The sequence below is a fragment of the Roseovarius sp. THAF27 genome (assembly GCF_009363655.1).
Taxonomy (GTDB): Bacteria; Pseudomonadota; Alphaproteobacteria; order Rhodobacterales; family Rhodobacteraceae; genus Roseovarius.
The window spans coordinates 199,990-221,266 of record NZ_CP045393.1; the positions used below are offsets into that span (position 1 = coordinate 199,990).

Below are 21,277 nucleotides of genomic sequence, written 5' to 3' on the forward strand. Positions count from 1 at the left end.
AAAGGACGAGGCAAATGTTCAAGACAGTCGCGATCAGCGCAGTTACCGCCCTGGCCCTTTCGACCGGCGGCGTGATGGCCGCGGGCGGCGAGGGCCACGTAAAGGACGTGGACTTCTCGTTCGAGGGGCCGTTCGGCAGCTTCGACCAGTTCCAGCTTCAGCGCGGCCTGCAGGTCTATACCGAGATCTGTTCGGCGTGCCACGGCCTGCAATACGTGCCGCTGCGCACGCTGGGCGATGAAGGCGGACCGCATTTCTCGGAGGCCGAGGTGCGCGCCTATGCCGAGAATTACGAGGTTTTCGACGAGGAACTGGATGATTTCCGCGCGGCACGCCCGGTCGACCATTTCCCCGGCTCGAACATGGAGAACGCGCCGGACCTGAGCCTGATGGCCAAAGCCCGCGCCGGGTTCCACGGGCCGGAAGGCACCGGGATCAACCAGCTTGTGAAAGGTATGGGCGGCCCGGAATACATCTATTCGCTGCTGACCAGCTATACCGGCGAGACCAAGGAAGAAGCCGGCACCACGTTCTATGAGAACGAGGCGTTCCCCGGCGGCTGGATCGCCATGGCGCCGCCGCTTTACGGTGAGGACGTGGAGTATGCCGACGGTCACGAGAACGACCTGAGCGCGATCTCCAAGGACGTCGCGGCCTTCCTGATGTGGACGGCGGAACCCAAGATGATGGATCGCAAGCAGGCGGGCCTGACCGGGGTGATCTTCCTGACGCTGCTGTCGGTGCTGCTGTACCTGACGAACAAGCGGATCTGGAAGCCGATCAAGAAGAAATACGAAAGCTGAACGACCGGCCTTCGCTGAGATATGGAATTCCCCGTTGCGATGCAGCGGGGGTTTTTGCTTGGGGAGTGGGGATTGGCGATGCGCGCTTGCTGCGCCTCGATCCCGTGTAGGGTCGACGACTAACGCGGGAGCGGGTTCAGCGCCTTGTTGTAGGGCTCCCAGTCGGTGATCTCGGGGTAGTATTTCTCGCGCCAGCGGCGGACGCGGGGGTTCATGACCCGGCGCCAGAGCGGCGGGATCATCGCGGCCACTGTCATCACCGGGTAGCCATAGGGCAGTTGCGGCGCCTCGTCCTCGGAGTAGTTCTGCAGGAGCGGGAAGCGGCGGTTGGGCTTGTAGTGGTGGTCGGAATGGCGTTGCAGGTTGATCAGCAGCCAGTTCGACGCCTTCTGCGCGGCGTTCCAGCTGTGCTGGGGTTTGACGTGCTCGTACTTGCCGTCGCCCAAGTGCTTGCGGGTGAGGCCGTAATGTTCGACGTAGTTGACCAGTTCCAGCTGCCAGATGGCTATGAAGGCCTGCCAGACAAAGAGCGCCAACCCAATCCAGCCGCCGATGAGCGCGGCGAGGAGCAGCATGAAGGCCTGCAAGCCCCAGTATTTCCAGAACGGGTTCTTGAGGTCCCACCACGGCTTGCCCTTGCGGGCCAGCAGGGCCTTTTCGGCTTTCCACGAGGACATCAGGCTTTCGCGCAGGACGCGGGGGAAGAAGCGGTGGAAGCCCTCGTTGTAGCGGGCCGTCACGGGGTCGCGCGGGGTGCCGACGTGGCGGTGATGGACCTGAAGGTGCTCGGACCGGAAATGCGAGTAGAGCACCATCGACAGGAGCGCGTCGCCCAGGAAACGCTCGCCCTTGCCTTTCTGGTGCATGAGTTCGTGCGAGAAGTTGATGCCGACCGTGCCGGAAATCACGCCCATGCCGAAGAACAGAAGGATGGTTTCCAAAGCGTTCAGATGCGCGTCGCCGGGGCCGGTGGCGTACCAGATCATCCAGAAAAGCAGGCAGAACTGCACCGGCGGCCAGAGCACGGTGACGGCGGTGTACATGCGGATATGCTGCTGGCGCGTTTCGGGGTCGAGATTGTCGAGCTCCAGCCCTAGCACGGCGTCGAGCGCGGCGAAGAAATACCAGGTGAAGAGCGGCAGCAGGAAGACCGTCCAGCCGCCCTGGGTGGCGCTGATGACGGCCAGCGGGACAAGTGAGAAGGCGGCCCAGAAGGGCAGCGCGCGCCGGAGGGTTTCGACCTTGTCGGCGGGAAGGTATTTGGGCGTGGTGGTCTGCATGGCCTTCACCTTTTTGCCCGCGATTGTAGCGTGATGCGCGGGTGCGGGACGATTGCGCAAATCGCCTCAGGACGGGTTCGCGGCGCAGTCTTGCAAGGGTTCGCGGGCCAAGTCAAAAACCTTGCGCATGACGGTGGGTAAGTCGGTCGGTTTGAAGGCGTGGGCGGGGACGAAGCGGGTGGTGTCGGAGGGACTGTCCGCGTCCGGGCCAAGGCAGGCAAGGGCGATTTTCAGGCGCAGGTGGAAATGGGTGAAGGTATGGCGCGCCTCGGCCTCCAGCAACTGCCAGTCGGCCTCCAGCGGCGGGGCGGGGGTGGGCGCGTCGGACCAGTCGCTGCCGGGCCAGCCGAGCATCCCGCCCAGAAGGCCGCTGTCGGGGCGGCGTTCCAGCAGCCAGGCGCCATCGGCACGGCGAGCGACATATGCGATGCCGAGCCGCGTGGGCTTGGCCTTTTTCGGGGTCTTTTTGGGCAGATCGACCTGCGTGCCATTCATGCGCGCGGCGCAGGGGGTGCGCCAGGGGCAGATGCCGCAGGCGGGACTGCGGGGCGTGCAGATGGTGGCGCCGAGGTCCATCACCGCTTGGGCATAGTCGCCGGGGCGGTCCCGGGGCGTGAGGGTTGCCGCGGCCTCGGTCAGTTCGGGCTTGGCGGCGGGCAGAGGGGTGTGGATGTCGTAGAGGCGGGCCATGACCCGCTCGACATTGCCGTCGACCACCACCGAAGTCTGATCGAAGGCGATGGCCGAGATGGCGGCGGCGGTGTAGGGGCCGATGCCGGGGAGTTTTTGCAACTCGGCGGCGGTGCCGGGGAACCGTCCATCATGATCGGACGCCACCACGCGGGCGCATTTCAACAGGTTGCGGGCGCGGGCATAATATCCCAGGCCCGCCCATTCTCCCATCACCTGCGCATCCTCGGCGGCGGCGAGGTCGGTGACGGTGGGCCAGAGCGCGGTGAAGCGTTCGAAATAGCTTTTGACGGCGGCGACGGTGGTTTGTTGCAGCATGACCTCGGAGAGCCAGACGGCGTAGGGGTCCGGGCGCACCCCGGCCTTTTTCGCATCCGGGGGCACGCGCCACGGCATCTGGCGTGCGTGGCGGTCGTACCAGTCCAGCAAGGCCGTGCTCATCTCGGTGTCACGCATCTGTTATCCCGCCTTTGCCAGCTTTGCGTTTGTCGTTCATCCTCATACCCTCTACATTAGGGCGAGGAAACGGGAGGTCAGCCATGCCCGCGTATCGGGGCACGACGAAAGGCTTCAAGCGCAGCGGTGCCCTGTTGGGGGCGCGGATCCGGAAAGCCTCGGAAAGCCGGGGCTTTGCGGTGTCGCGCGTGGTGACGCACTGGCCCGAGATCGCGGGGGAAGAGATCGCCGCGATATGCCGACCCGTCAAGGTGACCTATCCCCGTCATGGCCTGGGCGCGACGCTGGTCGTGCTGACCACGGGCGCGCAGGCGCCGATGCTGGAAATGCAGAAGGAAACGCTGCGCGAGCGGGTGAACACCGCATATGGCTATAACGCCATCGCGCGCGTTCAGATCACCCAGACCGCTCCCACCGGGTTTGCCGAAGGGCAGGCGAGCTTCGAGCACCGGCCCAAGCCGGCAGCCAAGCCCGCGCCCAGCGAAATGACCGTGGCCGCGGCCGCCAAGCTGGCGCAGCCCGTGGGCGATGCCGGGCTGCGCGATGCGCTGGAAATGCTGGGCCGCAACGTACTATCGAAAAGCAACACGCAGAAATCGTAAGGTGATGAGATGAAAAACGTGCTTCTTTCCGGGGCCGCGGCCCTTGTCCTGGCGGCCGGCGGCGGCTGGTGGCTGAGCGGGCAGACCGGAAAACTCACCGAAAGCAGCGGTGTGATCGACCTGCCGGGTGCCGCCAATGCGCAGGAGGGGTCGGACGCGCCGGCGGAAGAGATCGACACGTCCTCGATCGTGGAAATGACCCTGGGCGAGGAAAGCGCGCCGGTGAAGATCGTCGAATACGCGTCCTTCACCTGTCCGCATTGCGCGAATTTCCACGAGAACCAGTTCAAGCAGCTGAAGTCCGAGTATATCGACGCGGGGAAGGTGCATTTCACCTATCGCGATGTCTATTTCGACCGCTATGGCCTGTGGGCGTCGATGGTGGCGCGCTGCGGCGGCGAAGAGCGGTTCTTTGGCATCACCGAGATGATCTATGACCAGCAGAAGGACTGGATCGGCGACGGGCAGGACCCGGTGGCCATCTCGGAGCGGCTGCGCAAGATCGGCAAGGTCGCGGGGCTGGACGACGACCAGCTGGATGCCTGCCTGAACGATGCCGACAAGGCCAAGACGTTGGTGGCCTGGTTCCAGGAGAATGCCGAGGCCGACGACGTGAATTCGACGCCGACGCTGGTGATCAACGGCGAGACGCATTCCAACATGTCCTATGACGAGTTGAAGGCGATGATCGACGACCAACTGGCGGAATGAAGCCCGCACCGCTGGCCGGGCTGAAGGTCGTCGAGCTAGCCCGAATCCTGGCCGGCCCCTGGGCCGGGCAGGTTCTGGCGGACCTGGGCGCAGAGGTGATCAAGGTGGAAAGCCCCGCGGGCGACGATACGCGCCAGTGGGGGCCTCCGTTCATCGAGCGTGACGGCGACCGCTCGGCCGCCTATTTCCATTCGTGCAACCGTGGCAAGCAGAGCGTCACGGTGGATTTCCGCACCGGGGCGGGACAGGCCCGTGTCCGTGAGCTGGTGGCGGAGGCCGACATCCTGATCGAGAATTTCAAGGTCGGCGGTCTGGCGAAATACGGGTTGGATTACCCGAGCCTTGCGACAGTGAACCCGGGGTTGATCTATTGCTCGATCACCGGGTTCGGGCAGGACGGGCCCTATGCGGGCAAGGCCGGGTATGACTATATCATCCAGGGCATGTCGGGGCTGATGAGCATGACCGGCGATCCCGAAGGCCAGCCGGTGAAGGTGGGCGTGGCGGTGACGGATATCTTCACCGGCGTCTATGCCAGCACCGCGATCCTGGCCGCATTGCACCAGCGGCAGGCGACGGGCAAGGGCCAGCATATCGACATGGCGCTTCTGGATACGGCGGTGGCGGTGACCGCGAACCAGGCGATGAATTATCTGGCCACGGGCACGCCGCCGCAAAGGCTGGGCAACCAGCATCCGAACCTGTCGCCCTACCAGGTGTTCGAATGTTCGGACGGTTTCCTGATCGTGGCGGTGGGCAACGACGTGCAGTTCGGGCGGTTCTGCGACGTGCTGGGCGCGACGGACGTCAAGGCGGCGCCGGACTATGCCACCAATGCCGACCGGGTGGCGCATCGCGATGCGCTGACAGAGGCGCTGACCGGGTACACCAAGGGGCTGAGCAAGGCCGCGTTGCAAGCCGGGTGCGAGGCGCAGGGCGTGCCGGTGGGGCCGATCAACGACATGGAAGAGGTATTTGCCGATCCGCAGGTCGTTGCGCGGGGGCTGATGGTGGAGGTTGACGGGGTGCCGGGCGTGCGCAGCCCGATGCGGTTTTCCGATGCGGATCTGTCGCTGGGACGCGCCTCGCCGAAGCTGGGCGAGGATGACCCGGCGTGATCAAATTGTGTGGCTGCGCCACGCTCTATTTTTTGATTTGAGTATTTAGGGCAAGAAAAAGCCGGATCAGAGGCCGAGGTTTTCCAGCTTGGCATCCAGCGGCGCCCAGTCGGACAGCGTCAGCCGGACCGGCAAGGTCAGGACCTTGCGGCGGAAGGCCGGGGGCAGGCGGACCGCGTCCTTTTCGGTGGTGACGAGCTGGGCGTGAATGAGCGCGGCCTCGTTTTCCAGCCGGGTCATCAGAGCCTCGGTCAGGGGCTGGTGATCGTCCAGCGCCTCGGCCCGCGAAAGGTCGGCGCCGAGGCCGCGCAGGGTGGCGAAGAATTTCTCCGGGTGGCCGATGCCCGCGAAGGCGAGAAAGCGCGTGCCGGTCCAGTCCATGCCGGTCTGCAACGGGTCCAGCCTGCCGTTCACGTGGGGGATCAGGATGACGTGGCCCCAGGTCTTGCGAAACGCGATCTGCGCGGCGTCGGGGCCGATCGACAGCAGAAGATCGGCGCGGTCGAGGCCGGTTTCCACGGGCTCGCGCAGGGGGCCGGCCGGCAGGCAACGGCCATTGCCGAAGCCCTTGACCGCATCGACCACGACAAGCGACAGGTCGCGCGCCACGGACGGGTTCTGGTGACCGTCATCCATGATGATCACATCCGGGTTCGAGGCCGCTGCCGCCCTTGCTGCGGCGGCCCTGTCGCGGGCGATCCAGGTGCGGGTGAAGGCGGCGACCAGCAGGGGTTCGTCGCCGACATCCCGGGCAGTGTGAGTGCGCTCGTTCACCTCGACGGGGCCGTCGAGCGCGCCGCCGTGGCCGCGGGAAATGACGGCAACGGTCCTGCCGCGCGATTGCAAGTGCTGGACGAGCGCGATCACCGTCGGCGTCTTGCCGGTGCCGCCGGCATTGAGGTTGCCGACGCAGATCACCGGAACCTCTGCGCGGAACTCCGGCGCCCTGGCCACGCGGCGGGCGGTGGCGCGGGCATAGGCGCGGCCCAGGGGCGACAGAAGCCGTGCCCGTAGTCCGGGCCGGTCGGGGGTGCTGTCCCAGAAGCCGGGTGCGCGCATCAATGTTCCTCCAGCCGGTCGAGCCGGTCGTTCAGCAGGTCGGCGATACGGTCGGTCAGCCCGGCGCTGCGCGAGGCGACCTCCCAGGCCGCATGGGCCATGCCGGCGGACTGATCGGGGGGGATCAGGCGTTTGACCGCGGCGGCCAGGGTTTCGGCATCGCGAACGATGCGGGCCGCGCCGGCCTCGGCAAAGCGGGAATAGCTGTTGAGATACCGGCGGATATTGGGGCCGTAAAGGATGGCCGAGCCGTGCGCCGCGGGTTCGTTCGGGTCGTATCCATGCGCGCCGGAGACCAGCGAACTGCCGAGAAAGGTGGTCGGCGCAAGGCGGTACCAAAGCCCCATTTCGCCGCGTGTGTCGGCCAGGATCACCTGGGTGGTCTCGTCCGGCAGCGCGCCTTCGGACCAGGTGATATGCCGCATTCCGGCGTCGCCCAGCGCGGCGCGGAAAGGCGCCGTCTCCTCCGGGGTTTCGGGCGCCATGACCAGCAGGGTCCGGTGCGAGAAACGGCTGATCTCACGATGGGCGTCAAGCACGGTCTCGATCTCTTCGGGGCGGATCATCGCGGCCAGCCAGATCGGACGGCCCAGCAAGGTGGCGGCGAGGTCGGCGCGGTCGGACTCGTTGTAGGGCAGGGACACGGTGCCTTCGAGCAGCGGGCCGGTGACCGAGACCACGCGTTCGGGCACGCCCATGCGGCGCAGAAAGCGGGCCGAGGCCTCGTCTCGGGCCATGACGAACTCGAACTGGCGCAACAGGGCGCGGGGCAGGTCGGGAAACCAGCGCCAGGCGGGACGCGCCAGCGCGGATTCGGTGGCATCGACGAGCGCGATGGGAATGTGCATCTCCGCGGTGCGATCCAACAGGGCGGGCTGAAGGCCGCCACCTGTCCAGAGGGCGATGTCGGGACGCCAGCAGCCAAGAAACGCCTCGGCGGTGGCGACACTGTCTTCGGGCAGCTGTTCGAAGATGACTTCGGTCCGGTCCCGATAGGGCGTTGCCGGGGGCGTGTCCGTCGAGGTCAGCAGAAGCGAGAGTTTCGGACGGTAGAGGCGCAGGCGGTCGAAGAGCTGCAGCAAGGCGCCGGCGTGGCCGCTGTCGGCGGCATGAGCCCAGAACAACGGGCCGGAGGGGCGCTCCCGGCTGGGGGTGTAGGGCCGGGCCGGTCCGCGACGGGCATAGGCGAGATACGCCGCGAGGCTGAGGGAGCGGCTCATGCCGGACCCCTTGCGATGCGTAATAACGCCGTGAAATCATGTCTGTAGCAGAATGGCACCGTTGCATTCCTCGCGGCGGCCGGTCGTGGCGCAGGGTATTCTATTGCCAAGCGGGGTCAAGGGATGCGGGTGGGTTGACCTGCGCGCCGGAATGAGGCCAATGGACAGGACCCCTTGCCGGAGCCATGGACCATGACCAAGCCTTTCCTGATCCTGCAACTGCGCCCGGAAACCGAGGCGTCCGATGACGAGTTCGCGGCGATCCTGCGCAAGGGCGGATTGGAGGCCGGCGCCGCGCGGCGGATCCGGATGGACCGGGAGAGGTTGCCGGAAGACATTGATCTGGATGCTTTTTCGGGTGTGATCGTCGGGGGCGGTCCGGGCTGTGTGAGCGATGCGCCGGAGCAAAAATCCGAGATCGAGGCGCGGATCGAGGCGGATGTTCTGGGGCTGATGCCCAAGGTGACGGAGCGGGATTTTCCTTTCCTGGGTTGCTGTTACGGGATCGGAATCCTTGGGGCGCACCTGCAGGGCGATGTCAGCAAGCGGGCCTTTGGCGAGGCGGTGGGCACATCGGCCTGCGAAGTCACGCCGGAGGGCAAGGACGATGCGCTGCTGGCGGGCGTTCCGACGGCGTTCGACGCGTTCGTGGGGCACAAGGAGGCCTTGCAGGACCTGCCGGAAGAATGCGTGCATCTTGTGAGATCCGAGGCGTGTCCATACCAGATGTTGCGGTACAAAGAGAATGTCTATGCCACGCAGTTCCACCCCGAGGCGGATGCGGACGGGTTCGAGACGCGGATCAGGATCTACCGCGATCGGGGCTATTTCCCGCCCGAGGACGCGGAGGATCTGATCGCCATGTGCCGCGCGGCGGACGTGTTCGCACCCGAGATGATCCTGCGGAATTTCGTACAGAGGTACGGCAAGGGTTAAGCCCGCCGGGGCGTCCGAAACCGCGTCGGTATCGCGTCGGTATCCGGGTGGTATCGCGGCGGTGCAACTGTCAGGCGCCGGTTGGTTAACGGAAGGTGCGGAGGGTCGGCGCATGTCCGGGAGGTCCCGGGTCAAGCCCGGGAGGGGGGGTGATGATAGCGGCCCGGTCGGCCAGGTGGACTGTCGGCTTCGAGCGCTCTTTGACGAGTGCTGTACTTTGAACGAATGGCGGCTCATTAAGCAACAGGCGTTACGCCACGCGAGCGACCGGCACGGTCGTAGATCGCCAAACTCAACGTGACCATTGCCAAACTTGCGGCGACGACAAACGTCAGGGAAAAGGCATGTGCCACATCCCTCGCCGATGCTTCCGCGACATTGCCTGTGCCAAGGAACCCGACAAACAAGGCGGGGATAGCGGAAGCACCCGTCATCAGCCCCAGGTTTCGCGACAAGCCAAGCAAACCCGAGAGACGGCCACGTTGCTTTTTGTCGGACCCCACCATCACGAGTGTGTTGTTGGCGGCTAGAAACAGCTGAAAGGCCGGGGTCAGCACGACAAGCGCCACGACATACCCGCCAACCCCAAAAAATAGGGGTAGAAAAGCAAGACACAGCAATCCGAAGACAGCCTGCAGGAGGCCGATCAGGATCACGCGGGATGCGCCCACCCGATCCGTCAATCGGCCCGCTGGAACGCCGGAAAGCGCGGATACGGCTGGACCGACGGCCAGAACCAACCCGACCAGCGCGACGTTCAATCCAAGAGAAAATGCCAGGAAAAATGGCCCGACGACGAGGGTGGACATCATGACGGTGCCAACCGTCATGTTCATGACAAAGCCAATACAGGTTGTGCGGTCGCGAAGCAGTCTCAGCGGAACGAGCGGTGAAGACACCCTGGTTTCGACAATCACAAACAAGGCGATCCCGATCAGGGCAACTGCGAACAGCATCATGGGCTGAATCAGGATGCCGGCCGCGTCACCGCTTGTCGCAAGCGCATAGGCAGACAGAGCAATAGCCAGTACAAATGTTCCCGGCAGATCCAGTTCCTTGATGGATGCGACCCGCGTTGCGGGATTTCGGGGCAACGCGGTGACGGCAAGAATGAGTGTGGCAGTTCCAAGCGCTGCAAGGAGCCAAAAGGCCATCCGCCAATCGCTCCAAGAGAGCAGTCCACCGCCAAGCGAGGGACCAGGTGCGGTGCCTGCGGCGGAGGTCGTACCCAGTAACCCCATTGCCGTGCCAAGCCGCTCGGTCGGAACAAGATCGCGCGCCATCGACATCGGAAGCGCGATCAGAACAGCGCCGCCTAGCCCTTGCAATGCACGTCCGGCGATCAGCACGCCAAGGTCTGGCGCGGTGGTGCAGAGAACCGATGCGACGATGAAGATCAAGAGACCGCAGGTGAACACGCGGCGATGACCGTACAGGTCGCCCAACCGTCCGGCCGGGACGATGGCGATGGTTATGGACATGAGGTAGATCAGCACAATCCATTGGACGCCCGAGACCGTCGCCGAGAAGACCTGTGTAAGTTTCGGGAGCAAGACCGACGCGATGCTTATGCCCAGAGATGCGGTCAGCGTGGCGGCGGCAAGAGTGATCAACGTGGCAATGGGCAATCGGGTCTGTTCGGTTCTGGTCATAGGGGGCGCTCTTGTTCTTGATGCGGTCGGTTGCTACATTGCCACTTCAAGTCAACTTGAGGTCAACCATGAAACTGCTTGATATCGGTGTGCTGTCGGAAAAGAGCGGCCTGCCTCCCTCGACGTTGCGATATTACGAGGAAATCGGACTGATCCGGTCGGTCGGAAGGCACGGCCTGCGACGACAGTTCGACGCCCCGGTCGTTACCCAGATTGCGTTGATTTCACTTGGCAAAATGGCTGGGTTCTCGCTTGAGGACATCAAAGCGATGTTCGCCCGGGATGGATCACCGCAGTTGCCTCGCGCGGAGTTGCATCTTCGTGCAGACGCGCTTGATGACCAGATACGCGGCCTCACCAGACTGCGCGATGCGCTGCGGCACGTGGCGGATTGCCCGGAGGAGAACCATATGGATTGCCCAAAATTCAAACGCCTCATGCAGTTTGCAGCGCGCTCTATGAGCGCCGGGAAGCGATGAGTTCGCAGCCGGTCTGAAAGCCGACGTCGCCAGGTCGGAACGCATTGGAAACTTCGCCTGGATGGTGGACCGGCACGCGGTAAAGCTGCCGCCGCTGAAACGTCAGATCCGCAGGAAGGGCTGCGCGATGCGGGGCAGGAAGCCGCGGAAGCGCAGGGGGGCGTCGGTGACGGCGAGGCAGATGCAGTCGGCGCCCACTTCGGCCACGGGCGTGTGGTCGAGCTCTTCGCCCGCGATCTCGATATCGCCGGGGCCGAAGCGGTCGACCTCGTCGGCGAAGGCGCCTTGCAGCACCAGTGTCAGTTCCGTGCCGCGGTGGCCGTGGTCGGGGACGGCGGCGCCGGCGGGGATGAAGAGGAGGCGGGCCGTGGCCTCGCGCGAGGTGGGCAGGATCGCCTGTTTCACGCCCATGCCGACGGATTTCCATTTGACCGCGTCGAGGTCGCCGCCGATATAGTCCTGCACCGGGCGCGGCAACGTGCCGGAGGCCCTCTGGGTAGGCTCGGGCGCGGAGAGGTCGGCGGCGTCGATCAGGGCCAGGGTGTCCTGGAACGCGGTGTCGGACAGGGCGGCATCGCCGCAATCCTCCATCAGGGCGCCGCCGACCGCGTCGAAGGACGCAAGACGGGCGCGGCATTCGTCGCACATGGAGATATGCGCGGCCACCGCGAGACTGAACGCCTCGGGCAGGGTGCCCGCGGAATAGCCCATGAGCAGCTTGTCACTCAGGTGGTGTTTGATCGTGTCTGTCATCGTCGTCATCACTTCATCTGGTGGCGCAGGCGGTCCAGCGCCAGTCTGATCCTCGATTTGATGGTCCCGAGCGGGAGGCCGGTTTCCTCGGCGATCTCGGAATGGGTGAGATCCCCGAAATAGGCCTTTTCTATCAGGTCCTTCTGTTTTTCGGGCAGCTGCGCAATGGCGGCGCCCAGTTTTTCGCTCTCCTGTTGCAGGGCCAGGGCATCGGCCTGGTCCGGTTCCTGCTCCGGGCCCCAGGGCAAATCCTCGGGCTCGGGTCGTCTTTGCTTGCGGATCGCGTCAATCCTGCGGTTCCGCGCGATGGTGAAGATCCAGGTCGCCGCGCTGGCGCGGGAGGGATCGAACATGTGGGCCTTCTGCCAGAGGGTCGCCATGACCTCCTGTGCGCATTCCTCGGCCAGTGACGCGTCGGTGCCGGACTTCATCAGGAAGGCTTTGACCCGCGGCGCGAAATGCGAGAACAGCCGCTGAAAGGCGGCGCGGTCGCGCTGGTCGCGTATCCGGTCGATGATTTGCTCCCAGTCCTGGGTATGCTCTTCCGTCTTCTCGATCACCGGTTCAATACTCTTGCCTTTGCCACGGATCGAAAGGAGCACGCCCGCCTGAGGCGGGGTGTCGGCACGGAGGCCGGTGATATCGATGGCGTCAGCGTCACTGAACATGTCCTTGCTACGCGACCGTTGCCGGATCGGATCAAAAAATTCAGTCGGTTTCTTTGCATCCGATTTCGACGCATGGTCGTACCTTAAGCAGGGACAATTAAAGGTACTACACGGAATGCCAGTTACGAAAGTTGCGCCGTTGCGCAAGAAAGTCGCAGTTATCGGCGCGGGGATCAGTGGATTGGGGGCCGCGTGGCGGCTGGCCGGCGCGTGCGATGTGACGCTTTTCGAGGCCGAGCCGCGGCTGGGCGGACATGCGCGGACCAGGATGGCAGGCAAGGACGGGACGCAGCCGGTGGATACCGGGTTCATCGTGTTCAACTATGCTAATTACCCGCATCTGGCAGAGCTGTTCGCGGCGCTGGACGTGCCGGTGGTGGAAAGCAAGATGAGCTTTGGCGCGTCGTTCCGGGACACGCGGTTCGAATACGGGCTGGACGGGGCGCAGGCGTTCTTTGCCCAGACGCGCAACGTGCTGGACCCGCGCATGTGGATGATGCTGCGCGATATCTTCCGGTTCAACGCGCGGGCGGTGCGCACGGCGGAGGCGCATCCCGAGGCCAGCATCGGCGAGCTGTTGCGGACGATGGGGCTGGGGAAGTGGTTTCGCGAGCGGTACCTGAGCCCGTTTACCGGCGCGATCTGGTCGACGCCGACCGAGAAGGTGATGGATTTCCCGGCGCATGCGCTGATCCGTTTCATGGAGAACCACGCGCTGCTTGGCTATGAGGGGCAGCACCAGTGGTACACCGTTCAGGGCGGGTCGATCGCGTATGTGACGCGGCTGGAGGCGGCGTTGCTGGGTTTTGGTGTGCACATCCGTACCGGTGCGCCGATTGCCGGAGTGCGGCGGGCGCAGGATGGTGTCGAAGTTCGGGCGCATGGGGCCGAGTGGGAGGCATTCGACGAAGTGATCTTTGCCACCCATGGCGACGACAGCCTGAAGATGCTGGAAGACCCGACGCCCGAGGAACGTGCCGCGTTGGGCCGCGTGAAATACCAGCCCAACGACGTTGTGCTGCATTGCGACACATCCGTCATGCCGAAGCGGCGGGCGGTGTGGTCGTCGTGGAATTACATGGAAGGGCCGGCCAAGCAGGACGGGCAGATCGACCTGACCTACTGGATGAACTCTTTGCAGCCCATTCCGATGGACGATCCGCATTTCGTGACGCTGAACAGTACGCGGCCCATCCGCGAGGAGATGATCTATGACCAGACGGTGCTGCGGCACCCGGTCTATGACATGGACATGCTGCGGGCGCAGGCCGAGGTGGCGCGGATCAATGGCGACACCGCCACGTGGTTCTGCGGGGCCTGGATGAAGAACGGGTTTCACGAGGACGGGCTCTCGAGCGCCTATGACGTGGCCGATGCGATCCTTGCGCGGGACAGCGCGGCGGCGGCGGCGTGAATGGGCCCGAACATATCGCGGGCCACACGTGGCATGGCCGCAAGGGCGAGGTCCGCAACGCGTTCCGGTACAGTATCGACTATGTGATGGTCGATGCGGAGGCCGCGTTGCCGAAGAGCCGTGTGTTCGGGCGCAACCGCGCCGGCCTCTTCAGCTTGCGGGACCGGGATCATGGCGGCCCGCCGGGGCAGGGGCGTGGCGCGGCCTGGGTGCGCGAGGTGCTGGAGGCGCACCAGTTCGCGGCCCCCGTTCGGATCGAGCTGTTGGCCCAACCGCGGGTGCTGGGGCATACCTTCAACCCGGTGTCGTTCTGGCTGTGTTACAACGCGGCGGATGACCTGATGGTGGTGATCGCGGAAGTGACCAACACCTATGGCGACAGGCATTCGTACCTGTGTCACCACGATGATCGCAGCCCCATAGGCCCGGAGGACCGGCTGCGGGCGAAGAAGGTGTTTCATGTCTCGCCGTTTCAGACGATTGAGGGCGACTACACGTTCCGGTTCGATATCCGGCCCGACCGGATCGGGATCTGGATCGACCTGAGCCGGGGCAAGGACGGGGTGATCGCGACGCTGGTGGGGGACCGCAGGCCCTTGACCACGGCGGGTGTTCTGAAGGCGCTGGCGCGGCGGCCGCTGGGGTCGCGCCGGGTGCTGGCGCTGATCCACTGGCAGGCGCTGAAGCTGTGGTGGAAGGGCGCGAAATTCCAGAACCGGCCCGAGCCGCCGACACGGGAAGTGAGCCGATGAGCGGGGCCGGCAAATCGCCGCGCCTGCCGGCCTTTGCGCTGTTCGCGGCGATGCTGTCGGCGGCTGGGCTGCCGCTGTACATGCACGCGCCGAAGTTTTTCGTCGACGAGTACAGCGTGTCGCTGGCGGCGCTGGGGACGGTGCTGGGGGTGCTGCGCTTGCTGGATTTCGTGCAGGACCCTGTTTTGGGGCGGGTGTCGGCGATGACGGCGGGCTATCGCGGGCTGACCGTGCTGATCGCCGGGGTGGCGATGATCGCGGGGATGCTGGGGCTGTTCGCGGTGGAGCCGGTGTTGCCGCCCTTGTGGTGGTTCGCTGTGATGCTGACGCTGGTGTTTTCGGCGTTCAGCTACCTGACGATCTGTTTCTATGCGCAGGGCGTGTCGGTGGCAGGCCGTATGGGCACGGGCGGGCACCTGCGCGTGGCGCGGTGGCGCGAGACCGGGGCGCTGTTGGGGATCTGTGCCGCCGCCGTGGCCCCCGTGGCGCTGGGCGGGTACGCGGCCTTTGCCGTGGCCTTTGCCGGGCTGGGGCTGGTGGCGCTGTGGGCGATGGGCACCGAATGGCGCGGGCAGCCGCCGGAGGAGGGCGTGACCTCGCAATTGGGGACGGTGCTGCGCGATGCGAAAGCGCGGCGGCTGTTGCTGGTGGCCTTGGCCAACTCGGCGCCGGTTGCGGTGAGTTCGACGCTGTTTTTGTTCTATGTCGAGGACCGGCTGGCGGCGCCGGGCTGGGAAGGGCCGCTTCTGTTGGTCTTTTTCCTGAGTGCTGCTGCGGCGGCGCCGATGTGGGGCAAGCTGGCCGAGAGTTATGGCGCGCGGCGGGTGCTGATCTGGGCGATGGTGCTGGCCATCGTGGCCTTCGCGTTTGCCGTGATGCTGGGCGCGGGCGACATCTGGGCGTTTGCCGTGATCTGCGTGCTGACCGGCGTGGCGCTGGGGGCGGACATGACGCTGTTGCCGGCGCTTTTTGCCGACCGGATGGCGGAGGTGTCGCCGGGGGCTGCCGAGGGCTTCAGCCTGTGGTCCTTCGTGTCGAAGATCACGCTGGCGATTGCGGCGGTGGGCCTGCTGCCGCTGCTGGAGTCGGTCGGCTATGCCTCGGGGCAGGAGAATTCGGAAGATGCGTTGTGGGCGCTGGGCCTGCTGTACGGGGCGGTGCCGTGCGTTCTGAAACTGGCGGCGATCGCGCTGCTGGCAACGGTGCCCGGGGGCGGGGACGCGCCCCAGGGGGCCATGGTTGAAGCGGGGAGACGGAGATGATGTTCGAAGGATTTCTGATCATGTGCGGCGCGGCGCTGGCGACCGGGGTTGCGGTGCTGCGCAATCGGTTCGCCGGGTTTCGGGCGCAAAGCGTCGAGGATTATGCCGAGACACTGCCGCGGTTCGACCTGCGCCAGCATCTGAACGGGCCGATGCGTTGCGAGGGAGTTATATATGGACCGCTGGGGCGCGTGGCCTCGCGGTTTTCCGCCCGGTTCGATGCGAGATGGGACGGCAACAAGGGCGTGATGGCCGAACGGTTTACCTATGACAGCGGCACGGTGCAGGAGCGCGAGTGGCGGCTGGAGCTGGGCAATGACGGGCGCATCCGGGCCGAGGCCGATGACGTGGTCGGCACCGGGCAGGGCCGGCACGCGGGGGCGGCGGTGCAATTGTGCTATGATATACGCCTGCCCGCCGATGCGGGTGGTCATGTTCTGAGCGTCGAGGACTGGATGTACCTGACGCCGGCTGGAACCATTGTGAACCGCAGCCAGTTCCGCAAGTATGGGATCAAGGTCGCCGAGCTTGTGGCGACCCTGCAAAAGTTGGACGATACGGATATTCAGAAAGCGGCATAATGGACTGGACTGGAAAACGCTATTGGCTGGTGGGTGCCAGCGAAGGCCTTGGCGCGGCATTGGCACGGAAACTGAGCGCGGTGGGGGCGGAGGTGATCCTGTCGGCGCGCAGCGAGGACCGGCTGAAAGAGGTGGCGGAGATGCTGCCGGGGCGATCCAGTATCGTGACCGTGGACGTGACCGACGAGGAAAGCGTAAAGGCCGCCGCCGAAGAGGTGGGCGAGATCGACGGGGTGGTGACGCTCGCCGGGGTCTATTGGCCGATGAAGGCGACCGAGTGGGAGCCTGAGCAGGTGACCGCCATGGCGGACGTGAATTTCACCGGCACGGTGCGGGTGCTGAACCACGTGGTGCCCAAGATGGTTACGCGGGACCACGGGCACATCGTTGTGACTGGCTCGCTGGTGGGCTTTCGCGGGCTGCCGGGGGCCATTGGATATGGCGCGTCGAAGGCCGGGATCATGTCGCTGGCGCAGAGTATGCGGGCGGATTTGTGGCGCACGGGCGTGCTGGTGCAATGCGCCAACCCGGGTTTCATCCGCACGCGGCTGACCGATAAGAACGATTTCAAGATGCCGGGGCTGATGGAGCCCGAAGAGGCCGCTCAGATCATGTTCGAGCTGATGAACGACGAGAACGCGTTCGACCGGAACTTTCCCAGCTGGTTCAGCCTTGTATTTCGCGGCGCGCGGTTCCTGCCCAACTGGTTATATTTCCGCCTGTTTGCGTGAGATCAAGGTCGCGGCCTGTTTTCGAGACCAGATTTCCGCTAGACTGAAATACGGAAAAGGAGGTCGGGACATGCTGGATATCAGCACGTACAAAGTCGCCCAGGTGATCCTCATGTCGCGCGAACTGGACCGCGCGGAAGGAGAGCTGAGGGCGTTCATCGAGCGGCTGGCCGAGGACGAGCAGGCCAGCCTGGTGGCGTTGATGTGGATCGGGCGCGGCAGCTTCGGGGCCGACGAGATCGAAGAGGCCAAGGCGACCGCGCGGGAGGAGGCCACGACGCCGACGGCGGATTACCTTCTGGGCACGCCGCATTTGTCGGATCATCTGGAAAACGGGTTGGACGAGCTGGGCCTGTCGGCGCAGGACGACGAGGACGACCTGGTGCGCGGTGGGTGATTTTCGCGGCGTGGTGGGTTTTCACCCACCACAGGTGGGTTCTCACCCACCACAGGTGGGTTCTCACCCACCCGACGCAGTGTTGCGCCTTTGCCCGCGGGGCCGGGAAATTGCAGCCGGCCGCGCGGAGAGTGCCCGAAACGGCGCGGAATGTGGTATGCTCCGGGGCAAAGGCGTTTTCAGGAGGATGAAATGAAAACATCTGTCGTCGTCGCAGCCATCGTTTCAATCACGGCCGCCCCCGCACTGGCAGGCAACCTAACGCCGCCGGCGGATCCCTACGTGCCGCCGCCGCCCGTGCCGGTTTCGGACTGGGCCGGGCCGTATGTCGGTGTGCAGCTGGGTTTCGGCGATTTCGATTTTGACGCAACCTTGCCTCCGCCTGCCGGGGCGAACATTCCGCAGGTCATCAACCTTGACGACGATGGCTTCCTGGGCGGTGTTCACGCCGGATACAACTGGGATCGCGGCACGCTGGTCTACGGCGTCGAGGGGGATATCGACTTTACCGATATCTCGTTCAACACCGTGGATGTCGACTCGATTTCCCGCCTGCGCCTGCGCGTCGGTCTCGATACCGGCAGCGCGTTCGTCTACGGCACCGGCGGCGCGGCCTACATGAGCGGTGGCGGCGGTGCGGTCAGCATCGACAGCTGGGGCTGGGTGGCGGGTGCCGGGGTGGATTTCAAGCTGAGCGAGAAATGGGTCGCGGGCGCCGATGCGCTGTACCACGAGTTCGACGACGTGTCCCCGTCGGGCAGCGTCGACGGCATGACCTATCGTCTGCGGATGTCCTATCGGTTCTAGGACCGGGGCCACAGTGGCGAGGGTGGCGCGTGGGCTTGCGCCCACCCTACGCCTTTTGCAAGGCCGTCAGCCGAGGTGGTCCACGACCTGAAGGTGCTGCGCCAGCCGGTCGACCTCTGACAGCAGGCGTTCCACCAGCCTCGGGTCGTTGGGTGCGGGGCTGACGCCGGCGGGGATTTGGCCTTGCGCCACAGCCTCGACCGCGAGGGACACCGGGACCGACACCAGCCGCGACATCGCCGTGCCGCGCGCGTCGCCCCAGGCATCCATGACAAAGGTCTTGTGCCAGACGGCGTCGCCGCCGCGTTCGGCCTTGAGGTCGACACAGAGCACGACGCGGTCGGGGTCATCCTCGCCATAGGCGTTGTCGCGCCAGAACTGGTCGGACATTTCCTTGAGCCTTGTCTCGCCTTCGGGGCCTTCGAGCGTTTCGATTTCGGCGAAGACATCGGCCCAGGCGTCGGACCAGCCGTTGAGGCGCAGTGTGCCGCGGACGAATTCCTTGACCCGCCACGCGGGCTCGAAGCCGTAATCGTCGAGGAAGGGCAGGCTGTCGCGGTTGGGGTAGACCTCGAACGTTTCGGGCGTGGGCAGGGGCGCGGTGTAGGTGCCGAGCGCGTCCCAGGGGCGCTGGACGTTCAACTCCGAGTAGTTGCGGATCGAGCGGGAGGGCGAGCGCAGGGCCTTGAGCACGCCCAGGGGCGACCAGCTGAATTTGTAGCGGAAGGGGTTGGGGTTTTGGGGGATGCCGCCGCAATAGCTGAGAAAGCTGAGGTCGTTTTCGGGGTTGAAGGCCGCCGAGGCGCGGTAGTCGGCCATCAGGTGGTGGGCCATCAGGTGGTCGATGCCGGGATCGAGGCCGATTTCGTTGACCACGGAAACGCCGCGCAGGAGCGCCTTGGCGTGGAGTTCGCGCATCTCGGGGGCGATGTAGGAGCTTGAGACGAAGTGTGCGCCCTTGTTGATGCACATCTCGGCGATGGGCACGTGCCAGTCGCCGGGGAGCATGGACACCACGATGTCGCCCTCCTGAACCTCGGACGAGAGCATGTCGAAATCGAAGGCGCGGATGCGGTTCGTGAGGTCGCCCACGGCGGCCTCGGCCTTGTCCAGAGAGCGGTTCCAGACGGTGACGGAATGGCCCGTCTCGATCAGCCTGCGCAGGCCGGGCACCGCCGAAAGGCCGGTGCCACACCAGTGGATTGTCATGTTGGTGTCCCCTTCAAACGTGCTCGCGGAAGGTCCGTTCCGCGCGCGCCCATACTCCGGCGTCCAGTTTGTCCAGTGTTTTCAGGGATGGCAAGAGTTGGCTGGCATAGTCCTGCGAGGATTCCAGCGGCAGGAGCGAGGGCAGGTTGTCGATCGCCATGACGTCGAGCGGGGGCGCGTCGTGCACGCGGGTCACCGGCGCGTCCCAGGTGGTGGCCTGGGAGTAGACCGGCACGGGGTTGTAATCGCTGTCGGGGTCGCAGGCGACGTCGCCGATGACGGTCAGGCGGCGGGGGGCGGTCAGGGCCTCTGCCGGCACGAAGACGGGCGTGCCGGGGCGGGCGAAGATGCAGTTGAGAAAAAGGTCGTGGTCCAGGATCTCGGGGAAGGGGCCGCCATGGGCGGTTTCGTCCATGTCCCACCGGGTGGGGGTGACGTCCATCGCGGTGCAGAGGTCGGCGGCGCCGGTGCCGACGCGGCCGAGCGCGCCGATGACGATGGCGGAAGGACGGTCGTGGCCGGTGGTGTCGAGCGCCTGCGCCAGGTCGGTCAGCAGCGCGTCCTTGTCCGGGTAGGCTGAGACGGGGCCGCAGGTCCGGCGCTGTTGCTGGGCGGCCCAGGCGAAGAGGCTGACGGCGGCGCCCGCATAGCCCGCCCAGTAGCCGAAGGCGGCGACGCGGCGGCCCTGTTCATCCACCAGGTATTCCAGGTCGTAGAGCGTGCCGCCCCCGGACTTGAAGCGGTCCAGCAGGCGGCGGCCGGAATGCTGGCCCTTGAAGGCGTGGCCGAACATGATGTGGCGGTGCGGCAGGGGTGTGCCGTCGTCGGGCAGTTCCTTGAGCCCGAAGATGATGGCGTCGCGGGGCGCGTCGGGCCAGCTGTTCTGCGGCACGATGGTGGCGCCTACGTCAGCATAGCGGTCGGTGGGGATGATGCGGTCGGGGCTGTCCTCGACACTGAGGATCATGCCTTGCGCGATGAGCGCCGCCGCGCCCTCGGGGGTGAGGCCGGTGCGGTCTTCGTTGTCGCGCTGTTCGGCGCGGAGCCAGAGGTGGGTCATGCGAAGTCTTTCGTCAGCAGGCCGTAGGCGCGGATGGCTGCGGCCGAGGGGCGGGCGGATATCATGGCGCGGTGGGCCTTGATCTTGGGGAAACGGTCCACGTCGACATTGTCGGTCTCGAGCCAGCAGCAGATGGCGAAGAGCCAAGGATCGGCGATGGTCATTTCTTCGCCCATGATGAAGGGGGCGAGGGCGCAGTTTTCCTCGATGAAGGTGCAGCTGTCGGCCATGGTTTGGGGCATCTTGGCCTTCATGTCGGCCAGTGCCGCGTCGCTGTCGGCCCAGCGGATGCCCCGGGGGCCATGGGCGTGGTTCACGTGCATTGTCGCGGCGAGGTAGTAGCAGACGCTGCGCATCTGGGCGGCCTGCCACGGGTCGGCGGGGACGAGGTTTTTTTCCGGGGCGAGGCTGGCCACGTATTCGGCGATGGCACCGGTTTCGGTGAGGACGCCCTGATCGGTGACCAGTGCCGGGACGCGGCCCTTGGGGTTGAGCGCGAGGTAGTCGGGTTTGGTCTGGTCGCCATCGGCGAAGCTGAGCGCGACAGGCGTATGGTCCACGCCCGCCTCTTGCAGAAGCAGGCCGGTGGCGACGGAGATGGTGCCGGGGGCGTAGTAGAATTTCATGGGCGTGGGTC

At 65.3% G+C, this 21,277-nt stretch carries 23 protein-coding genes; 13 read left to right on the plus strand and 10 right to left on the minus strand.

Translation table 11 applies throughout. The features are described from left to right. Positions 1 to 14: 14 nt before the first annotated feature. Entirely contained in the window at positions 15 to 803 is a 789-nt protein-coding gene (locus tag FIU89_RS00970; protein ID WP_152490875.1) for a cytochrome c1, read from the plus strand. A 119-nt stretch (positions 804 to 922) separates the two neighbouring features. Here the strand turns inward: FIU89_RS00970 and FIU89_RS00975 are convergent, their stop codons facing one another. Next, positions 923 to 2,083, minus strand: coding sequence for an alkane 1-monooxygenase (locus tag FIU89_RS00975; RefSeq protein WP_152490876.1), 1,161 nt, complete (start codon positions 2,081 to 2,083; stop codon positions 923 to 925). A 66-nt stretch (positions 2,084 to 2,149) separates the two neighbouring features. Continuing rightward, positions 2,150 to 3,229, minus strand: a complete 1,080-nt coding sequence (gene mutY, locus FIU89_RS00980; RefSeq protein WP_152490877.1) for an A/G-specific adenine glycosylase — start codon at positions 3,227 to 3,229, stop codon at positions 2,150 to 2,152. Positions 3,230 to 3,312: 83 nt separating this feature from the next. Between mutY and FIU89_RS00985 the strand changes: the two genes are divergently transcribed. Genes FIU89_RS00985 through FIU89_RS00995 form a run of 3 tightly spaced genes read left to right on the plus strand, consistent with a single transcriptional unit; the run spans position 3,313 to position 5,660 of the window. Continuing rightward, the gene (locus FIU89_RS00985) at positions 3,313 to 3,831 is read left to right on the plus strand and encodes a DUF721 domain-containing protein (RefSeq protein WP_152490878.1); all 519 of its coding nucleotides are present in this window, start codon (positions 3,313 to 3,315) and stop codon (positions 3,829 to 3,831) included. Between the two features lie 9 nt (positions 3,832 to 3,840). Continuing rightward, positions 3,841 to 4,542 (plus strand): DsbA family protein, encoded by a 702-nt coding sequence (locus tag FIU89_RS00990; protein WP_152490879.1) that lies wholly within the window; start codon positions 3,841 to 3,843, stop codon positions 4,540 to 4,542. After that, entirely contained in the window at positions 4,539 to 5,660 is a 1,122-nt protein-coding gene (locus tag FIU89_RS00995; RefSeq protein WP_152490880.1) for a CaiB/BaiF CoA-transferase family protein, read from the plus strand. The genes FIU89_RS00990 and FIU89_RS00995 overlap by 4 nt, the downstream gene beginning before the upstream one ends. A gap of 66 nt (positions 5,661 to 5,726) precedes the next feature. Here FIU89_RS00995 and lpxK read toward each other — a convergent pair whose 3' ends face one another. Continuing rightward, positions 5,727 to 6,719: a tetraacyldisaccharide 4'-kinase gene (gene lpxK / locus FIU89_RS01000; RefSeq protein WP_152490881.1), complete on the minus strand. Its 993-nt coding sequence runs from the start codon at positions 6,717 to 6,719 to the stop codon at positions 5,727 to 5,729. After that, positions 6,719 to 7,939, minus strand: a complete 1,221-nt coding sequence (locus FIU89_RS01005) for a 3-deoxy-D-manno-octulosonic acid transferase (RefSeq protein WP_152490882.1) — start codon at positions 7,937 to 7,939, stop codon at positions 6,719 to 6,721. Before FIU89_RS01005 ends, lpxK begins: the two co-directional genes overlap by 1 nt. A 192-nt stretch (positions 7,940 to 8,131) precedes the next feature. Between FIU89_RS01005 and FIU89_RS01010 the strand changes: the two genes are divergently transcribed. After that, positions 8,132 to 8,875 carry a glutamine amidotransferase gene (locus FIU89_RS01010; protein WP_152490883.1) on the plus strand — a complete coding sequence of 248 codons (744 nt, stop codon included), beginning with the start codon at positions 8,132 to 8,134 and terminating at the stop codon, positions 8,873 to 8,875. 236 nt (positions 8,876 to 9,111) lie between these two features. On the opposite strand, the gene FIU89_RS01015 is transcribed toward FIU89_RS01010, so the two are convergent. Continuing rightward, the gene (locus tag FIU89_RS01015; RefSeq protein ID WP_152490884.1) at positions 9,112 to 10,527 is read right to left on the minus strand and encodes an MFS transporter; all 1,416 of its coding nucleotides are present in this window, start codon (positions 10,525 to 10,527) and stop codon (positions 9,112 to 9,114) included. Positions 10,528 to 10,595: 68 nt separating this feature from the next. Between FIU89_RS01015 and FIU89_RS01020 the strand changes: the two genes are divergently transcribed. Further along, positions 10,596 to 11,006 (plus strand): helix-turn-helix domain-containing protein, encoded by a 411-nt coding sequence (locus FIU89_RS01020; RefSeq protein ID WP_152490885.1) that lies wholly within the window; start codon positions 10,596 to 10,598, stop codon positions 11,004 to 11,006. Positions 11,007 to 11,108: 102 nt separating this feature from the next. Here FIU89_RS01020 and FIU89_RS01025 read toward each other — a convergent pair whose 3' ends face one another. Next, entirely contained in the window at positions 11,109 to 11,759 is a 651-nt protein-coding gene (locus FIU89_RS01025) for a ChrR family anti-sigma-E factor (protein ID WP_152494357.1), read from the minus strand. 8 nt (positions 11,760 to 11,767) lie between these two features. Further along, positions 11,768 to 12,427 (minus strand): sigma-70 family RNA polymerase sigma factor, encoded by a 660-nt coding sequence (locus FIU89_RS01030; protein WP_152494358.1) that lies wholly within the window; start codon positions 12,425 to 12,427, stop codon positions 11,768 to 11,770. 115 nt (positions 12,428 to 12,542) lie between these two features. Here FIU89_RS01030 and FIU89_RS01035 point away from each other — a divergent pair, with 115 nt between their 5' ends. From FIU89_RS01035 to FIU89_RS01065, 7 genes are all read left to right on the plus strand, one after another. After that, positions 12,543 to 13,841, plus strand: a complete 1,299-nt coding sequence (locus FIU89_RS01035) for an NAD(P)/FAD-dependent oxidoreductase (RefSeq protein ID WP_152490886.1) — start codon at positions 12,543 to 12,545, stop codon at positions 13,839 to 13,841. Continuing rightward, positions 13,838 to 14,593, plus strand: a complete 756-nt coding sequence (locus FIU89_RS01040; RefSeq protein WP_152490887.1) for a DUF1365 domain-containing protein — start codon at positions 13,838 to 13,840, stop codon at positions 14,591 to 14,593. The genes FIU89_RS01035 and FIU89_RS01040 overlap by 4 nt, the downstream gene beginning before the upstream one ends. Next, positions 14,590 to 15,855 carry an MFS transporter gene (locus FIU89_RS01045; protein ID WP_152490888.1) on the plus strand — a complete coding sequence of 422 codons (1,266 nt, stop codon included), beginning with the start codon at positions 14,590 to 14,592 and terminating at the stop codon, positions 15,853 to 15,855. Before FIU89_RS01040 ends, FIU89_RS01045 begins: the two co-directional genes overlap by 4 nt. Continuing rightward, positions 15,852 to 16,436 (plus strand): DUF3833 domain-containing protein, encoded by a 585-nt coding sequence (locus tag FIU89_RS01050; protein ID WP_152490889.1) that lies wholly within the window; start codon positions 15,852 to 15,854, stop codon positions 16,434 to 16,436. The genes FIU89_RS01045 and FIU89_RS01050 overlap by 4 nt, the downstream gene beginning before the upstream one ends. Next, positions 16,433 to 17,167 (plus strand): SDR family oxidoreductase, encoded by a 735-nt coding sequence (locus tag FIU89_RS01055; protein ID WP_152490890.1) that lies wholly within the window; start codon positions 16,433 to 16,435, stop codon positions 17,165 to 17,167. Before FIU89_RS01050 ends, FIU89_RS01055 begins: the two co-directional genes overlap by 4 nt. 70 nt (positions 17,168 to 17,237) lie before the next feature. Next, positions 17,238 to 17,564 (plus strand): DUF3775 domain-containing protein, encoded by a 327-nt coding sequence (locus tag FIU89_RS01060; RefSeq protein WP_152490891.1) that lies wholly within the window; start codon positions 17,238 to 17,240, stop codon positions 17,562 to 17,564. A gap of 192 nt (positions 17,565 to 17,756) precedes the next feature. After that, positions 17,757 to 18,371 carry an outer membrane protein gene (locus FIU89_RS01065; protein WP_172977984.1) on the plus strand — a complete coding sequence of 205 codons (615 nt, stop codon included), beginning with the start codon at positions 17,757 to 17,759 and terminating at the stop codon, positions 18,369 to 18,371. Positions 18,372 to 18,437: 66 nt separating this feature from the next. Here FIU89_RS01065 and FIU89_RS01070 read toward each other — a convergent pair whose 3' ends face one another. The 3 genes from FIU89_RS01070 to FIU89_RS01080 are packed head-to-tail and all read right to left on the minus strand — an operon-like array spanning position 18,438 to position 21,266. Next, a complete protein-coding gene (locus FIU89_RS01070; RefSeq protein ID WP_152490893.1) occupies positions 18,438 to 19,580 on the minus strand; it encodes a saccharopine dehydrogenase family protein in 1,143 nt (380 codons plus the stop codon). Positions 19,581 to 19,593: 13 nt separating this feature from the next. Next, a complete protein-coding gene (locus FIU89_RS01075) occupies positions 19,594 to 20,640 on the minus strand; it encodes a saccharopine dehydrogenase (protein WP_152490894.1) in 1,047 nt (348 codons plus the stop codon). After that, the gene (locus FIU89_RS01080; protein ID WP_152490895.1) at positions 20,637 to 21,266 is read right to left on the minus strand and encodes a glutathione S-transferase family protein; all 630 of its coding nucleotides are present in this window, start codon (positions 21,264 to 21,266) and stop codon (positions 20,637 to 20,639) included. The genes FIU89_RS01075 and FIU89_RS01080 overlap by 4 nt, the downstream gene beginning before the upstream one ends. Positions 21,267 to 21,277: the final 11 nt, after the last annotated feature.

Coding starts and splice junctions, on each gene's coding strand:
- FIU89_RS01060 (WP_152490891.1), top strand. CDS start 17,238: ATGCTGGATATCAGCACGTACAAAGTCGCCCAGGTGATCCTCATGTCG.
- lpxK (WP_152490881.1), bottom strand. CDS start 6,719: ATGCGCGCACCCGGCTTCTGGGACAGCACCCCCGACCGGCCCGGACTA.
- FIU89_RS01070 (WP_152490893.1), bottom strand. CDS start 19,580: ATGACAATCCACTGGTGTGGCACCGGCCTTTCGGCGGTGCCCGGCCTG.
- FIU89_RS01005 (WP_152490882.1), bottom strand. CDS start 7,939: ATGAGCCGCTCCCTCAGCCTCGCGGCGTATCTCGCCTATGCCCGTCGC.
- FIU89_RS00995 (WP_152490880.1), top strand. CDS start 4,539: ATGAAGCCCGCACCGCTGGCCGGGCTGAAGGTCGTCGAGCTAGCCCGA.
- FIU89_RS01045 (WP_152490888.1), top strand. CDS start 14,590: ATGAGCGGGGCCGGCAAATCGCCGCGCCTGCCGGCCTTTGCGCTGTTC.
- FIU89_RS01025 (WP_152494357.1), bottom strand. CDS start 11,759: ATGACAGACACGATCAAACACCACCTGAGTGACAAGCTGCTCATGGGC.
- FIU89_RS01035 (WP_152490886.1), top strand. CDS start 12,543: ATGCCAGTTACGAAAGTTGCGCCGTTGCGCAAGAAAGTCGCAGTTATC.
- FIU89_RS01080 (WP_152490895.1), bottom strand. CDS start 21,266: ATGAAATTCTACTACGCCCCCGGCACCATCTCCGTCGCCACCGGCCTG.
- FIU89_RS00985 (WP_152490878.1), top strand. CDS start 3,313: ATGCCCGCGTATCGGGGCACGACGAAAGGCTTCAAGCGCAGCGGTGCC.
- FIU89_RS01075 (WP_152490894.1), bottom strand. CDS start 20,640: ATGACCCACCTCTGGCTCCGCGCCGAACAGCGCGACAACGAAGACCGC.
- mutY (WP_152490877.1), bottom strand. CDS start 3,229: ATGCGTGACACCGAGATGAGCACGGCCTTGCTGGACTGGTACGACCGC.
- FIU89_RS00990 (WP_152490879.1), top strand. CDS start 3,841: ATGAAAAACGTGCTTCTTTCCGGGGCCGCGGCCCTTGTCCTGGCGGCC.
- FIU89_RS00970 (WP_152490875.1), top strand. CDS start 15: ATGTTCAAGACAGTCGCGATCAGCGCAGTTACCGCCCTGGCCCTTTCG.
- FIU89_RS01030 (WP_152494358.1), bottom strand. CDS start 12,427: ATGTTCAGTGACGCTGACGCCATCGATATCACCGGCCTCCGTGCCGAC.
- FIU89_RS00975 (WP_152490876.1), bottom strand. CDS start 2,083: ATGCAGACCACCACGCCCAAATACCTTCCCGCCGACAAGGTCGAAACC.
- FIU89_RS01050 (WP_152490889.1), top strand. CDS start 15,852: ATGATGTTCGAAGGATTTCTGATCATGTGCGGCGCGGCGCTGGCGACC.
- FIU89_RS01010 (WP_152490883.1), top strand. CDS start 8,132: ATGACCAAGCCTTTCCTGATCCTGCAACTGCGCCCGGAAACCGAGGCG.
- FIU89_RS01065 (WP_172977984.1), top strand. CDS start 17,757: ATGAAAACATCTGTCGTCGTCGCAGCCATCGTTTCAATCACGGCCGCC.
- FIU89_RS01020 (WP_152490885.1), top strand. CDS start 10,596: ATGAAACTGCTTGATATCGGTGTGCTGTCGGAAAAGAGCGGCCTGCCT.
- FIU89_RS01015 (WP_152490884.1), bottom strand. CDS start 10,527: ATGACCAGAACCGAACAGACCCGATTGCCCATTGCCACGTTGATCACT.